Source organism: Klebsiella sp. 54 (genome assembly GCF_018223875.1).
GTDB classification, from domain to species: Bacteria; Pseudomonadota; Gammaproteobacteria; order Enterobacterales; family Enterobacteriaceae; genus Klebsiella; species Klebsiella quasipneumoniae.
This window is the reverse complement of the sequence record NZ_JAGRRA010000001.1, coordinates 140,819-154,666: the sequence shown is the minus strand read 5'-3', so window position 1 is coordinate 154,666 and position 13,848 is coordinate 140,819. Positions and strand designations below refer to the sequence as shown.

Below are 13,848 nucleotides of genomic sequence, written 5' to 3'. Positions count from 1 at the left end.
TAAACATCTCGCCCTTTCTTATGGAACCGATACCATCTAGCGTAATAAGGAGATTAAGCAACAAACGCCGGGAGTAAGAGCGCGATGGCCAGAAAAATTATTGTCGTTACCGCTGCCTATGGTAATGACCATGTTAAATCCTTAGGCGGCCAGGCCGCCGTCCTGCCGTTTATCGCCGACGCCGGCGCGGACGGCGTCGAAATCCGCCGCGAGCTGTTCAGCGCCGAAGAGCTCAACGCCCTGCCGGCGCTGGCGGCAACCATCGAGCGCCACGGCCTGCTGGCTTGCTACTCCGCGCCCCAGGCGCTGTTCGCCGACAACGGCGAGCTTAACCCGCATCTCCCGACGCTGCTCGCGGAAGCGCAGACCCTTAACGCCCTGTGGCTGAAGCTCTCCCTTGGCCATTTCCGCCACAACCAGCAGCTCGACGAGCTGCGCCATATCCTCAGCGACAGCGGCATGGCGCTGGTGGTGGAGAATGACCAGACCGACTGCGGCCAGCTGGCGCCGATGCAGCGCTTCAAAGCTGCCTGCCGGGTCCATCAGTTGCCGATCTCCTTAACGTTTGATATGGGCAACTGGCTGTGGGTCGGCGATTCGCCGGAAGAGGCAGCCCGCCATCTTGCGCCGGCGGTCAGCTATATTCATGTGAAAGCGGCGGAGCCACATCAGGAGAAATTCCGCGCTGTGCCGCCGGATCAGGCCGCCGACCGCTGGCTGGCCCTGCTCGATAATCTTCCCGCCGACGCGCCGCGTGGAATCGAGTTTCCGCTGACTGGCCATGACCTGACGGCCGTGACCCGCCGCTACGTCAATTTGTTACGCGAGGAATAAGCCGTGGAAAATTTAGATGTCATCACCATCGGCGAAGCTATGGCCATGTTTGTCGCCACCGAAACCGGCGATCTGGCCGAGGTGGAGCATTTTATGAAACGTGTCGCCGGCGCCGAGCTGAACGTCGCCACCGGCCTGGCGCGCCTGGGTCTGAAGGTCGGCTGGGTCAGCCGCGTCGGTAACGATAGCTTTGGCCGCTTCGTACTGCAATCGCTGGCGAAAGAGGGGATCGATAGCCATGCTGTCGCCATTGACAACCGCTTCGCTACCGGTTTCCAGATGAAATCGAAAGTCGAAAATGGAACCGATCCCATTGTGGAGTATTTCCGCAAAGGTTCTGCCGCCAGCCATCTGTCGCCGGACGATTTTCGCGCCGACTACTTCACCAGCGCCCGTCATTTGCACCTGAGCGGCGTGGCCGCCGCGCTCTCTGAAAGCTCATATGCGCTGCTGGAGCATGCGGCGAAGGTCATGAAAGCCGAGGGCAAAACCCTCTCTTTCGATCCCAATCTGCGTCCGGTGCTGTGGAAAAGCGAAGCCGAGATGGTGGAGAAACTCAACCGTCTCGCCTTCCAGGCTGACTGGGTTTTGCCAGGCTTAAAAGAGGGCGTGATTCTCACCGGCCAGCAGACTCCGGAGGGGATCGCCGATTTCTATCTCTCGCGCGGCGTCAAGGCGGTGGTCATTAAAACCGGCTGCGACGGCGCCTGGTTCAAGAGCGCCAACGGCGAACAGGGCACGGTTGATGCCATTAAAGTCGAAAACGTCGTCGATACCGTCGGCGCCGGCGACGGCTTTGCCGTTGGGGTGATTAGCGCCCTGCTGGAAGGCAAAACCCTGCTTCAGGCGGTGAACCGCGGCAATAAAATCGGTTCGCTGGCGATTCAGGTCCAGGGCGACAGCGAGGGGCTGCCCACCCGCGACGCGCTGGGCGAATAACATTTATACGCAACAATAACAGCCGCCCTGTACCCTACCTGCAGCGCGGCACAGCAGCGCCCGTTTCGACGGACGTATGTCACCTCATTGACAGAGGCAAGCCTATGAATAGCTCAACAAATGCAACGAAACGCTGGTGGTACATCATGCCTATCGTGTTTATCACGTATAGCCTGGCGTACCTCGACCGCGCCAACTTCAGCTTCGCCTCCGCGGCAGGCATTACCGAAGACCTGGGCATCACCAAAGGGATCTCTTCCCTGCTGGGGGCGCTGTTCTTCCTTGGCTACTTCTTCTTTCAGATCCCCGGCGCTATTTATGCAGAGCGCCGCAGCGTTCGCAAACTGATCTTTATCTGCCTGATCCTGTGGGGCGGCTGCGCCTCCCTGACCGGGATTGTGCATAATATCCCGGCGCTGGCGGCCATTCGCTTTATTCTCGGCGTCGTCGAAGCGGCGGTGATGCCGGCGATGCTGATCTATATCAGCAACTGGTTCACCAAATCCGAGCGCTCGCGGGCCAATACCTTCCTGATCCTCGGCAACCCGGTGACGGTCCTGTGGATGTCGGTGGTCTCCGGCTACCTGATTCAGGCCTTCGGCTGGCGGGAAATGTTTATCATCGAAGGGGTGCCGGCGGTGATCTGGGCCTTCTGCTGGTGGGTGCTGGTGAAAGATAAACCGTCGCAGGTATCCTGGCTGGCGGAGAGTGAAAAAGCCGCGCTGCAGGAACAATTGGATCGTGAGCAGCAGGGCATCAAAGCGGTGCGTAACTATGGCGAGGCCTTCCGCTCCCGCAACGTGATCCTGCTCTGCGCCCAGTACTTTGCCTGGAGCATCGGCGTGTACGGCTTTGTACTGTGGCTGCCGTCGATTATCCGCAGCGGCGGCGAAAATATGGGGATGGTGGAAGTGGGCTGGCTCTCCTCGGTCCCATACCTGGCGGCGACTATCGCCATGATCGTGGTCTCCTGGGCTTCCGATAAAATGCAGAACCGTAAGCTGTTCGTCTGGCCGCTGCTGCTGATTGGCGGACTGGCCTTCATCGGCTCCTGGGCGGTCGGCGCCAACCACTTCTGGGTCTCTTACACCTTGCTGGTAGTGGCTGGTGCGGCAATGTATGCGCCTTACGGCCCCTTCTTCGCCATTATTCCGGAAATGCTGCCACGCAACGTCGCCGGTGGCGCCATGGCGCTGATCAACAGCATGGGCGCCCTGGGATCCTTCTGCGGCTCGTGGTTTGTCGGCTACCTGAACGGTGCCACCGGCAGCCCAGCAGCTTCCTATATTTTTATGGGGGTGGCGCTTTTCGCCTCAGTATGGCTGACTTTGATTGTTAAGCCTGCTAATAATCAAAACCTTCCACTTGGCGCTCATCACGCCTGAACGACTCACACTACGGAGATTCGCATGAAGCCGTCTGTCATTCTCTATAAAACGCTTCCCGACGACCTGCTACAGCGTCTGGAGGAGCACTTTTCCGTCACTCAGGTGAAAAACCTGCGGCCGGAGACCGTTTCGCAGCACGCTGAGGCCTTTGCCCAGGCTGAAGGCCTGCTGGGCTCCAGCGAAAAGGTTGACGCCGCGCTGCTGGAGAAGATGCCGAAGCTGCGTGCGACCTCCACCGTGTCCGTTGGTTATGACAACTTCGACGTCGAGGCGCTGAACGCCCGCCGGGTGCTGCTGATGCATACCCCGACCGTGCTGACCGAGACCGTCGCCGACACGATCATGGCGCTGGTGCTGAGCACCGCCCGCCGGGTGGTGGAAGTGGCGGAGCGCGTTAAAGCGGGCGAATGGACGAAGAGCATTGGGCCAGACTGGTTCGGTACCGACGTACACCATAAAACCTTAGGTATCGTCGGCATGGGCCGCATCGGCATGGCGCTGGCGCAGCGCGCCCACTTCGGGTTCGGCATGCCGATCCTGTATAACGCGCGCCGCCAGCATCCGCAGGCGGAGGAACGTTTCAACGCACGCTATTGCGATCTTGATACCCTGCTGCAGGAAGCCGATTTTGTCTGCCTGATCCTGCCCCTGAGCGAAGAGACCCATCATCTGTTCGGCCAGGCGCAGTTCGCCAAAATGAAATCTTCCGCCATCTTTATTAACGCCGGGCGCGGCCCGGTGGTCGACGAGCAGGCGCTGATCGCCGCCCTGCAGGCGGGTGACATTCACGCTGCCGGCCTTGATGTCTTCGAGCACGAGCCGCTGGCTAAAGATTCGCCGCTGCTGAGCCTGCCGAACGTCGTCGCGCTGCCGCATATCGGCTCCGCCACCCATGAGACGCGCTACAACATGGCGGCCTGCGCGGTGGATAACCTGATCGACGCCCTGAACGGCAAGGTCGAAAAAAACTGCGTCAATCCGCAGGTAAAATAAGCCATAAAAAAACCCGGGTAGCGGCGGCAATCGCCCTCCCCGGGTTCTTTTTTGCATTCTGTCCGTTATCCAGCCCGTTCGCAACAGCTCACGTCAGCCAGACAGGGCATTAGCGGGTCGCGTTCACCGCCGCCGTCCATGCCTGATTAAACGCCTGATGCTGCGCCGCCAGCGGCCCAATCAGCGCATTGTACTGACTAGCCTGCTGGGAAGTCGGGAATTGAATGCCGTTGGCCACAAAGCTCACCTGGGTTCCCTGCTGGGCGACAAAATCCCCCACCTGAACCAGCTGCTGGGTAAAGATCTGCGCGGCCGGGATCAGCGGCTGCAGCGCGTCGGCTGGCGCCGTCACCACCTTGGCGTAAACCTGATCGAAGACCGGCTTGAGATCGTCCGCCTGCTTCAGCGCGCCATGCGCGGCATCGGCCTGCATTTTGGCATTCTGCAGCTGCTGGCTGAGCACGCCCAGCGCGCCGTTCGCCTGACGCAGCGGCTCGCGCTGGGTCATATAGTCCTGCGGAACGCGGATCGCATTGACGCTGTCCACTACCGGGCGCAGACCAGCGTCCATCGCCTGGCTCACCTGCTGCGAGTAGCCGTAGATCACCGCGTAGTCAGAGACAAACGGCCCAAACTGTTTTTTCTGATCGGCGGTCAGCGTCGGCAGTCGTTCACCGCTACGCATCGCCGTATTCTGCAGGAAGTCGATAAACGCTTTGCGCTGATCGCCTTCTTTATCAAAACACCCACTCAGGCTAACCACCATTAATAAGGCCGCCATAGCCGCAAACCAGCGAGAGCAGGACTTTCCTGTCGCCATTTTTTTACTCCTTTCAGCCAAAAAAAGCGCACAAAGACACACACGTGCCAGACGCTGACAAGGATAGTCCAGCTCGGCCTCGCAGGATACCCTTTACTGCTAATCTTACGCAGGAAAAACGCCATTCCGCACGCCGCTGCCGTCGCCTGGCGCGTCTGTTATGCGCATCACAAATATGCGCTTCAAATTAGACCGATGAATATCAATTAACTGATTGATATTTCTGCAATTTATAATCCACTGCCCAACACCGCGCCCTGAAGCGGACGATAATCGCACGCTTTGGCGCCCGCCCGGATTGCCTGGTCAGCGCTTCAATGATTTGATAAATGAGCGATTAACGGCGATGCGTTCGATTATCGCACAAATCAATCTCAACGACGCGAAGGCGACGATAATAACAAACCTCTGTCCCTCGCTCAGTCTGCCAGGAAAGCCGTATGACTAAGACAACCATCGACATTCAGGCCTTTATCAACGAGCACCCCTTCACCCGCTACCAGTGGATGATCCTCGCGCTCTGCTTCATCACCGTCGCGATGGACGGGTTCGACACCGCGATCATCGGATTCATCGCCTCCGACCTGGTCCAGGAATGGGGCGTGGAAAAATCAGCCCTCGGCCCGGTGATGAGCGCCGCGCTGGTTGGCCTGGCGGTCGGCGCGTTAACCGCGGGACCACTGGCTGACCGTATCGGCCGCAAGAAAGTGCTGATTATGTCGATCGTGGTGTTCGGAGGATTCAGCCTGCTCACCGCCTTTGCCACCAGCCTTAACCAGCTGACGCTGCTGCGCTTCCTGACCGGCCTGGGCCTCGGCGCGGCGATGCCCAATGCCGCGACGCTAATGAGCGAATATGCGCCGGAGCGCCGTCGGGCGCTGCTGGTGAACCTGATGTTTGTCGGCTTTCCGATGGGCTCGTCGCTGGGCGGCTTTTTATCCGCCTGGATGATCCCGCACTATGGCTGGCAGAGCGTGCTGGTATTGGGCGGCGTGATGCCTCTCCTGCTGGCGGTAGCATTAATTTTCCTGCTGCCGGAGTCCGCCCGCTATCTGGTGGTGAAGCGTCAGCCGGCGCAGCGCATTGCCACTATCCTGCGGCGTATTGCGCCGCTGCCGGAGGTGGTGGAGTTTGAGCTGCGCGAAGCAGGCCAGGTGAAAGAGAAGTCGGCTATCGGCGTCATTTTCTCCCCACGCTACGCAGTGGGTACCGTGATGCTGTGCCTGACCTACTTTATGGGTCTGCTGATCTTCTATCTCCTGACCAGCTGGCTGCCGCTGCTGATCCGTGAAACCGGCGCATCGATGAGTCAGGCCTCAATTATCACCGCCCTGTTCCCGCTCGGCGGCGGAATTGGCGTGCTGATCCTCGGTGCTCTGATGGACAAGATCAATCCCAATAAGGTGGTGGCCGTCGGCTGGCTGCTGACCGGCGTTTTCGTCTGTCTGGTGGGCTTCTCTACCAGCAGCCTGGCGCTGATGGGGGTGATGGTGTTCATCGCCGGCAGTATTATGAACGGCGCGCAGTCGTCGATGCCGGCGCTGGCGGCAGGCTTCTATCCAACGCAAGGGCGCGCCACCGGCGTGGCCTGGATGCTGGGCATTGGTCGCTTCGGCGGGATCCTTGGCGCGTTCAGCGGCGCCTTCCTGATGCAAGCCCAGCTCTCGTTTGAGACCATTTTCACCCTGCTGGCTATCCCGGCATTCCTGTCAGCCATCGCGCTGCTGATTAAATATCGGGTCAGTAAATCAGCGCCGGCGGCGACAGAGGACGCGAGAGGTCTGCAGAAAGCCTGATCGACAAGCCGGCGACCCGCGCCGGCTTTGCCGCTTTTTTCTTATCCGTTTACAAAAATTTTCGAAGCCACGCCATCGTATTAGTAATCATGCTCTTAGGGACCGCTGCCGTTCGGCTATTGGGGCTGATTCGATAACCTGCTGGCAAATAATCACGGGCGTTACCATCCTTGATGCTTTTTTCTGACTATTCTTAAAGAGCTTTAGAAAAATCTCTTCCGCTGTGTGATAAAAGGAGTTCTCAATGGAATATAAAGATCCCGTGTTTGAACTGCTGAGCAGCCTGGAACACATCGTTTTTAAGGACGATAATCAGACACTTACCTCAAACCGTAAGTCCACTGTGTTTAGTGAATTTGAACAGCTGCGTAAAGGCACTGGACTTAAGATTGACGACTTCGCCAACGCCATGGGCGTGAGCGTCGCTATGGTAAGAGAGTGGGAATCGAGACGGGTAAGACCGTCCCCCACTGAGCTAAAATTAATGCGCCTGATTCAGGCCAACCCGCAGCTTTCAAGGCAGTTACTCGATTAATCCCGAGCGCAGCGGTAAGGGCCAGCAAGGGAGCTTTTACCGCTGCACCGTAAAAAAAGTTTGCTATCAGGTGCTGAACGTGCGTTAATGCTCGCAGGTTTGATGTACAGACCACAGAGCAGTCGAATAGAGCAGTCCTTCTAAGGTTATCCAAAGATACCCCCGTAGTGAACTTTCCCTTTATCGCTTTAAATCTGTAGTCCAGACCGCTACGCCGCAAGGCTCACTTATTTTTTTAAAGGTAATTCACTATGTCCGGTAAAATGACTGGTATCGTAAAATGGTTCAACGCTGACAAAGGCTTCGGCTTCATCACTCCTGACGATGGCTCTAAAGACGTGTTCGTACACTTCTCTGCTATCCAGAACGATGGCTACAAATCCCTGGATGAAGGTCAGAAAGTCTCCTTCACCATCGAAAGCGGCGCTAAAGGCCCGGCAGCTGGCAACGTAACTTCTCTGTAAGTTCAAGCCGCTAAGAATCAAGAATCCCTGCCTGATGGCGGGGATTTTTTTTATCTGTCGCCAACAGCCGCCAGCATACGATGGCGGCTGTTGGGCATTCAGAGCCGGGTATAGCGCCAGCCCGTTTCCTCCCATGCCAGACTATGGGTCAGCCTCAGACCTTGTAAAAACGCCTCATCATGCGACACCACCAGCATCGCGCCGGGAAACGCCGCCAGCGCGCTTTCAATAGCCTGCGTCGATGCTAAATCGAGATGGTTGGTCGGCTCATCCAACAACAGCAGCTGGGCCGGATCGCGTCGCCAGAGTACGCAGGCCAGGGCCGCTTTCAGGCGTTCGCCGCCGCTGAGCGCCGACAGCGGCAGAGTGACCTTATCCGCGCCCAGCTGCAGCTGCGCCAGGCGGGTGCGCAGGAGGCCCTCATCCAGCGGGGTATCTTCCAGGCTCAGGTGCGCCATGACCGATAACGACAGATCCAGCTGCGTCAGATGTTGATCGAGGTAAGCGGCGCTCACCGACAGCCGGACATCGCCTGAGGCGGCCTGCTCCAGCCCCAGCAGCGTTTTCAGCAAAGTGGTTTTGCCACAGCCGTTCGGCCCCTTTAGCGCGATGCGCATCGGACCATCCACGCGCCAGTCCAGCGGCGCAGCCGGTGCATGGTCGAGCTGCAATGCTTCCACCACCAGCACCTGCTTGCCGGCGGCCACTTCGCTGCCTGGCAGGGTGAACATCACCGGCGTATCCTCTTCCACCCGCTCTCGCGCCTGCTGCACTGCGCCATTCAGACTGCTGTTCTGTTCACGATGCTGACGGCGCAGCGTTCCCGGACGCTCTTTTGCCGCGCCTTTGTACTTCACACGTTCAAAAGAGGCGATATTCAGGGTATCAACGGTACGCAGCGTCTGCGCCGAGCGCCGCTGGGCGGCGTCATGCTCCTTTTGCATTCGCGCGCGGGTGCGCCGTCGTTCGGTCACGGCATGCTCCAGCGCCGCGCGCGCGGCCTGCTGCTCCGCCTCGCGCTGCCGCTCATATTCAGCATAGTTGCCGCCGTAGCTGCGCAGCGCCGTCGGCGTCAGCTCAATAATCCTCGGCATCCGCGTCAGCAGCTCGCGGTCGTGGCTGGCGATCAGCGCCCCGCCCTGCCAGCTTTCCAGCTGGTGATAGAGCCACTCCCGCCCCTGGCGGTCCAGATGGTTGGTAGGCTCATCCAGCAGCAGATAATCGGCGCCGGAGACAAAGGCGCCGCACAGCAGAGCCTTCATCCGCTCGCCGCCGCTGAGTGAAAACGCGGGGCGATCGGCAGAGAACGGCGGGAGATCGGCTTCACGGAAAGCTAAACTCAGGCGATCGGTGAGATCCCAGTGGCCATCCAATAGCTCGAAATCGTCGGCCAGTCCATTACCCTGTTCAAGGCGGAACAAGGCGTCAAATACCGGCGCATAGCCGAGCAGCGCGGCGAGGGTGGTCGCCGGCGTGAGCGTCGGCTGCTGCGCCACCCAGGCCACGGCGGCGGCGCGCTCGACATGGCCGCCGGCAGGAGACTCAAAGCCCGCCAGCAGGCGCAGCAGGCGCGTCTTGCCGACGCCGTTCCGGCCGACCAGGCCGCAAAGGGACGGTTCCAGCGAGACGCTGAGCGGACCAAACAGGGTCTGTCCCGTCGCAAACTGACAGGTGACCTGATGTAAAACAAAAGCGGGGATGTGGGCGCAATGAGCCATAAGCACTCCTGAATGAAATCAATACTCCCCTACCCGCAATATCTGCGAGGTAAGGCGTGAAATTCATCAGTCGTGTTTGTTCATTTGTGGGGCGCGCTCCAGTGAGACGAGGGATTCGTCGGGGCATAGGATAGCCACACTCCGCTATGAATTTCAAGCCCGTTTAATTCAACGACCGTGTAAAAATAAAAAGGCCTCCTGATATCAGGAGGCAAAGGATTTATTTGGTGAACAATGAAAGGGTGCATTGAGAATGCCTGACACCGCAAGCATGGTGGGGATAGATCCCCACCAGATGCTCTTACTGTTTAATATCACAGGCTAAGAATGCCACCAGCTCAATATTTCCCTGCCTGATCTGTAATTCACATAGCGAATCACGAACCATCCAGGTCAATAATAAAATAGTGAAGCAAATCACTACTAAGCCAAACAACAGATACTTTTGCGGCATTCCTCGCCTCCCGTGTTGATTTTCAACAAGTAAGAGGCTACTCTTATGGTGTTCATGCATAGGGGAGCCTCACTTTGATTACTATCAGGTGGGGCTTTTCTCTGTCTGCCTCCCGCTGAATACCTGAGACACACAGTCTCAAGCACCCGCCGCCATTCTAGCGTAAATACCTCGCGGAATTATGTTTATATATTCCTAAACATTTCTTATCGATGAATGAAAATAATGAAGATATCAATGACAGAATTATTAGCGGTTCACCTATTTATATTTCACGTATAAAAAAACCTGCCCTGAGGCAGGTCTTTTATTATTTCCGATACGCTTACTGCAGCAGAGAAATATCCGCTACCTGCAGGAACAGCTCGCGCAGTTTGGACAGCAGCGTCAGACGGTTGATGCGAACATCTTTGTCTTCAGCGTTAACCATCACGTTCTCGAAGAATTCATCCACCGGCTCGCGCAGCGCAGCCAGCTCAATCAGCGCATCCTGATAACGGCCTGCGGCGAAATACGGCTGCAGTTTGTCGCGCAGCACCACCAGATTGCCCGCCAGCTTAATTTCCGCCGCTTCTTTCAGCACCGAAGCGTGAACGATGTCGTTCAGCGTTTCGTCGGATTTCGCCAGGATGTTGGAGACACGCTTGTTCGCCGCCGCCAGCGCGGAGGACTCTTCCAGAGTACGGAAGTGCGATACCGCCTTCATACGCGCATCGAAATCCGCCGGGCGGGTTGGACGACGCGCCAGTACCGCCTGGATAGTGTCGACACCGTAGCCTTCGTCCTGATACCAGGCGCGGAAGCGGCCCAGCATAAAGTCGATCACGTCATCAACCACGTTGGCATTGGTCAGCTTCTCACCGTACAGACGCACCGCTTCTTCAGTCAGCGTTTGCAGATCGAGATTCAGGTTCTTCTCGACGATAATACGCAGGACGCCCAGCGCGGCGCGGCGCAGCGCAAACGGGTCTTTATCGCCTTTCGGGTGCTGGCCGATACCGAAGATACCCGCCAGGGTGTCCATCTTATCGGCAATCGCCACCGCGCAGGCCACCGGGTTAGACGGCAGCGCGTCGCCGGCAAAGCGCGGCTGATACTGTTCGTTCAGCGCCACGGCCACATCTTCCGCTTCGCCATCATGGCGCGCGTAGTGCATCCCCATCACGCCCTGGGTGTCGGTGAACTCGAAGACCATGTTGGTCATCAGGTCGCACTTGGACAGCAGGCCCGCGCGGGTCGCGTGGTTCACGTCAGCGCCAATCTGCTCGGCAATCCAGCCCGCCAGCGCCTGAATGCGATCGGTCTTGTCGCGCAACGTCCCCAGCTGCTGCTGGAACAGCACGGTTTCCAGACGCGGCAGGTTGTCTTCCAGACGTTTTTTACGGTCGGTGTTGAAGAAGAACTCGGCATCGGCCAGACGCGGACGGACTACCTTCTCGTTACCGGAGATGATCTGCTGCGGATCTTTCGACTCGATGTTAGCGACGAAGATAAAGTTCGGCAGCAGCTTACCGGCGTTGTCGTAGACAGGGAAGTACTTCTGGTCGCCCTTCATGGTGTAAACCAGCGCTTCAGACGGCACCGCGAGGAATTTTTCTTCGAACTTCGCCGTCAGTACCACCGGCCATTCCACCAGCGAGGTGACTTCTTCCAACAGGCTTTCGCTCAGATCGGCTTTACCGCCAATCTTACGCGCCGCCTCTTGCGCATCGGCTTTGATTTTGGCTTTACGCTGTTCGTAATCGGCGATGACTTTACCGCGCTCCAGCAGGATCTGCGGATACTGGTCGGCATGGTCGATGGTGAATTCCGGCTCGCCCATAAAGCGATGGCCGCGGATCACGCGATCGGACGGAATACCGAGGATAGTAGCCGGGATCACTTTGTCACCCAGCAGCAGCGTGACGGTGTGAACCGGGCGCACGAAGTGGACGTCAGACGCGCCCCAGCGCATCAGTTTCGGGATCGGCAGCTTCGCCAGCGAGCTGGCAATCATGTTCGGCAGCAGGGCTTCAGTGCTTTCGCCCTTCACATGGGCGCGATACAGCAGCCACTCGCCTTTGTCCGTGGTCAGACGTTCGGCCTGATCGACGGTGATACCGCAGCCGCGCGCCCAGCCTTCGGCCGCTTTGCTTGGCTTGCCTTCGGCATCGAACGCCTGGGCAACGGCCGGGCCGCGTTTTTCCACTTCGCGATCGGCCTGCGCCGCCGCCAGGTTGGCTACCTTCAGCGCCAGACGTCGCGGAGCGGCAAACCATTCCACTTTACCGTGCGCGAGGCCGGCGTTATCCAGCTCTGCGGTCACGTTCGCAGCAAAAGATTCCGCCAGGCTGCGCAGCGCTTTTGGTGGCAGCTCTTCAGTGCCGATTTCCACCAGAAAAGTATTCTCAGACATGGCCGCCTCTTATTTATTCTTGTTGCACATCGGGAAGCCGAGCGCTTCACGGGAAGCGTAGTACGCTTCCGCCACTGCTTTCGTCAGGGTGCGAATGCGCAGGATATAGCGCTGACGCTCGGTGACGGAGATGGCTTTACGCGCATCCAGCAGGTTGAAGCTGTGAGCCGCTTTCAGAATACGCTCGTAGGCCGGCAGCGGCAGCGGGGTCTCCAGCGCCAGCAGCTGCTGGGCCTCTTTCTCATACTGCTCGAAGCAGGAGAAGAGGAAATCGACGTCGGCGTATTCGAAGTTATAGGTGGACTGCTCCACTTCGTTCTGGTGGAACACGTCGCCGTAAGTGGTTTTCCCCAGCGGGCCGTCGCTCCAGACCAGGTCGTAGACGCTGTCGACGCCCTGGATGTACATCGCCAGACGTTCCAGACCGTAGGTGATCTCGCCGGTCACCGGCTTACACTCCAGGCCGCCCACCTGCTGGAAGTAGGTGAACTGCGTCACTTCCATGCCGTTGAGCCACACTTCCCAACCAAGACCCCAGGCTCCCAGCGTCGGGTTTTCCCAGTTGTCTTCGACGAAGCGAATGTCGTGAATGGTCGGGTCCATACCCAGCTCTTTCAGCGACCCGAGGTACAGCTCCTGGATGTTGTCCGGAGAAGGCTTAATCACCACCTGGAACTGATAGTAATGCTGTAAACGGTTCGGGTTTTCGCCATAGCGGCCATCGGTTGGACGACGGGAAGGCTGTACGTAGGCGGTCGCCATCGGCTCCGGCCCTAACGCGCGCAGGCAGGTCATCGGGTGAGAGGTGCCGGCGCCGACTTCCATGTCCAGTGGTTGAACAATGGTGCAGCCCTGACGAGCCCAGTAATCCTGTAAGGTCAGGATCAGGCCCTGGAAGGTCCTGGTATCAAACTTTTGCATATGATTTCGTGCTGGATACGTGTGGATTTAAAGGAAGGAGTCAGTATACCCGCTGGCTGCGAGATATACAGTACGAAACGGCGTAGTTTCAGGAAAACGGACGAAATTTACGCCAGGTGGGGTCGATTCAGCGCATCGAAAGATGCATAAACTGGCCGTCCGGGTCAAAGGAACAGATGAAACGTTCATTCTTGCCGGTACGGCCCGACAGCTCATAGCTTGCCTGGAATTGTTCAAAATGGTTCACGTCAACTAACTGCGTTTGCGTGTTATAGCGGATAGCGGCCTGGTCCTTGCAAAGCTGCGCCATATTGAGCGTGGTTTGCGGGGTAATACGCGCGCGCTGCGCTTTTTGCGCCGGCGGGGAAACAGTCTCGCTGCAGCCCGCAAGGAGCAGCACCAGCATTATGGAAACGACACCTTTCACCACGTTCTCCTCCACCGCCTTGTTAGCAAGTTGTTATCGTAAATATTCAGTATTACAGGTATTTTGCGAATATCATGAAACATCGACAAGCCTGTGACCAAAAACTCAGACTAATCTCGTGCGACACCGGGGCATAAGGCGGGTCAGACCTTATTTCGCCAGTA

General features: G+C 58.0%; 13 protein-coding genes. 7 read left to right on the top strand and 6 right to left on the bottom strand.

Annotated elements, in window-relative coordinates:
- The first annotated feature begins 84 nt into the window (after positions 1-84).
- From KHQ24_RS00730 to ghrB, 4 genes are all read left to right on the top strand, one after another.
- Positions 85-834 (top strand): sugar phosphate isomerase/epimerase family protein, encoded by a 750-nt coding sequence (locus KHQ24_RS00730; RefSeq protein ID WP_211777082.1) that lies wholly within the window; start codon positions 85-87, stop codon positions 832-834.
- Between the two features lie 3 nt (positions 835-837).
- Positions 838-1,773, top strand: coding sequence for a sugar kinase (locus KHQ24_RS00725; RefSeq protein WP_004205005.1), 936 nt, complete (start codon positions 838-840; stop codon positions 1,771-1,773).
- Positions 1,774-1,877: 104 nt separating this feature from the next.
- Positions 1,878-3,158: an MFS transporter gene (locus KHQ24_RS00720; RefSeq protein WP_004205006.1), complete on the top strand. Its 1,281-nt coding sequence runs from the start codon at positions 1,878-1,880 to the stop codon at positions 3,156-3,158.
- A 24-nt stretch (positions 3,159-3,182) separates the two neighbouring features.
- Positions 3,183-4,154 (top strand): glyoxylate/hydroxypyruvate reductase GhrB, encoded by a 972-nt coding sequence (ghrB, locus tag KHQ24_RS00715; protein WP_017900020.1) that lies wholly within the window; start codon positions 3,183-3,185, stop codon positions 4,152-4,154.
- A 109-nt stretch (positions 4,155-4,263) separates the two neighbouring features.
- On the opposite strand, the gene KHQ24_RS00710 is transcribed toward ghrB, so the two are convergent.
- Positions 4,264-4,974, bottom strand: coding sequence for a DUF3053 domain-containing protein (locus KHQ24_RS00710; RefSeq protein WP_002921929.1), 711 nt, complete (start codon positions 4,972-4,974; stop codon positions 4,264-4,266).
- Between the two features lie 440 nt (positions 4,975-5,414).
- Here KHQ24_RS00710 and KHQ24_RS00705 point away from each other — a divergent pair, with 440 nt between their 5' ends.
- The 3 genes from KHQ24_RS00705 (at position 5,415) to cspA (ending at position 7,769) form a co-directional block, all read left to right on the top strand.
- Entirely contained in the window at positions 5,415-6,770 is a 1,356-nt protein-coding gene (locus tag KHQ24_RS00705) for an MFS transporter (RefSeq protein WP_049093596.1), read from the top strand.
- A gap of 244 nt (positions 6,771-7,014) precedes the next feature.
- Positions 7,015-7,305 (top strand): HTH-type transcriptional regulator, encoded by a 291-nt coding sequence (locus KHQ24_RS00700; RefSeq protein ID WP_004205010.1) that lies wholly within the window; start codon positions 7,015-7,017, stop codon positions 7,303-7,305.
- Positions 7,306-7,556: 251 nt separating this feature from the next.
- Entirely contained in the window at positions 7,557-7,769 is a 213-nt protein-coding gene (cspA, locus tag KHQ24_RS00695) for an RNA chaperone/antiterminator CspA (protein WP_000014594.1), read from the top strand.
- A gap of 98 nt (positions 7,770-7,867) precedes the next feature.
- Here the strand turns inward: cspA and KHQ24_RS00690 are convergent, their stop codons facing one another.
- The 5 genes from KHQ24_RS00690 to KHQ24_RS00670 all read right to left on the bottom strand — a co-directional run bounded on the left by KHQ24_RS00690 (position 7,868) and on the right by KHQ24_RS00670 (position 13,684).
- Positions 7,868-9,487 (bottom strand): ATP-binding cassette domain-containing protein, encoded by a 1,620-nt coding sequence (locus KHQ24_RS00690; protein WP_135699425.1) that lies wholly within the window; start codon positions 9,485-9,487, stop codon positions 7,868-7,870.
- A gap of 301 nt (positions 9,488-9,788) precedes the next feature.
- Entirely contained in the window at positions 9,789-9,941 is a 153-nt protein-coding gene (gene hokA / locus KHQ24_RS00685; protein ID WP_004205012.1) for a type I toxin-antitoxin system toxin HokA, read from the bottom strand.
- 325 nt (positions 9,942-10,266) lie between these two features.
- Positions 10,267-12,336: a glycine--tRNA ligase subunit beta gene (gene glyS / locus KHQ24_RS00680; RefSeq protein WP_211777081.1), complete on the bottom strand. Its 2,070-nt coding sequence runs from the start codon at positions 12,334-12,336 to the stop codon at positions 10,267-10,269.
- Positions 12,337-12,345: 9 nt separating this feature from the next.
- On the bottom strand, positions 12,346-13,257 hold the full coding sequence (gene glyQ, locus KHQ24_RS00675) for a glycine--tRNA ligase subunit alpha (protein ID WP_004205014.1): 912 nt from the start codon (positions 13,255-13,257) through the stop codon (positions 12,346-12,348).
- A gap of 127 nt (positions 13,258-13,384) precedes the next feature.
- A complete protein-coding gene (locus KHQ24_RS00670; RefSeq protein ID WP_025999219.1) occupies positions 13,385-13,684 on the bottom strand; it encodes a YsaB family lipoprotein in 300 nt (99 codons plus the stop codon).
- Positions 13,685-13,848: the final 164 nt, after the last annotated feature.

Excerpts from the sequence above, each read along its gene's own strand:
- KHQ24_RS00730 (WP_211777082.1), top strand. The coding sequence starts at position 85 with ATGGCCAGAAAAATTATTGTCGTTACCGCTGCCTATGGTAATGACCAT.
- KHQ24_RS00720 (WP_004205006.1), top strand. The coding sequence starts at position 1,878 with ATGAATAGCTCAACAAATGCAACGAAACGCTGGTGGTACATCATGCCT.
- ghrB (WP_017900020.1), top strand. The coding sequence starts at position 3,183 with ATGAAGCCGTCTGTCATTCTCTATAAAACGCTTCCCGACGACCTGCTA.
- KHQ24_RS00710 (WP_002921929.1), bottom strand. The coding sequence starts at position 4,974 with ATGGCGACAGGAAAGTCCTGCTCTCGCTGGTTTGCGGCTATGGCGGCC.
- KHQ24_RS00705 (WP_049093596.1), top strand. The coding sequence starts at position 5,415 with ATGACTAAGACAACCATCGACATTCAGGCCTTTATCAACGAGCACCCC.
- KHQ24_RS00700 (WP_004205010.1), top strand. The coding sequence starts at position 7,015 with ATGGAATATAAAGATCCCGTGTTTGAACTGCTGAGCAGCCTGGAACAC.
- cspA (WP_000014594.1), top strand. The coding sequence starts at position 7,557 with ATGTCCGGTAAAATGACTGGTATCGTAAAATGGTTCAACGCTGACAAA.
- KHQ24_RS00690 (WP_135699425.1), bottom strand. The coding sequence starts at position 9,487 with ATGGCTCATTGCGCCCACATCCCCGCTTTTGTTTTACATCAGGTCACC.
- hokA (WP_004205012.1), bottom strand. The coding sequence starts at position 9,941 with ATGCCGCAAAAGTATCTGTTGTTTGGCTTAGTAGTGATTTGCTTCACT.
- glyS (WP_211777081.1), bottom strand. The coding sequence starts at position 12,336 with ATGTCTGAGAATACTTTTCTGGTGGAAATCGGCACTGAAGAGCTGCCA.
- glyQ (WP_004205014.1), bottom strand. The coding sequence starts at position 13,257 with ATGCAAAAGTTTGATACCAGGACCTTCCAGGGCCTGATCCTGACCTTA.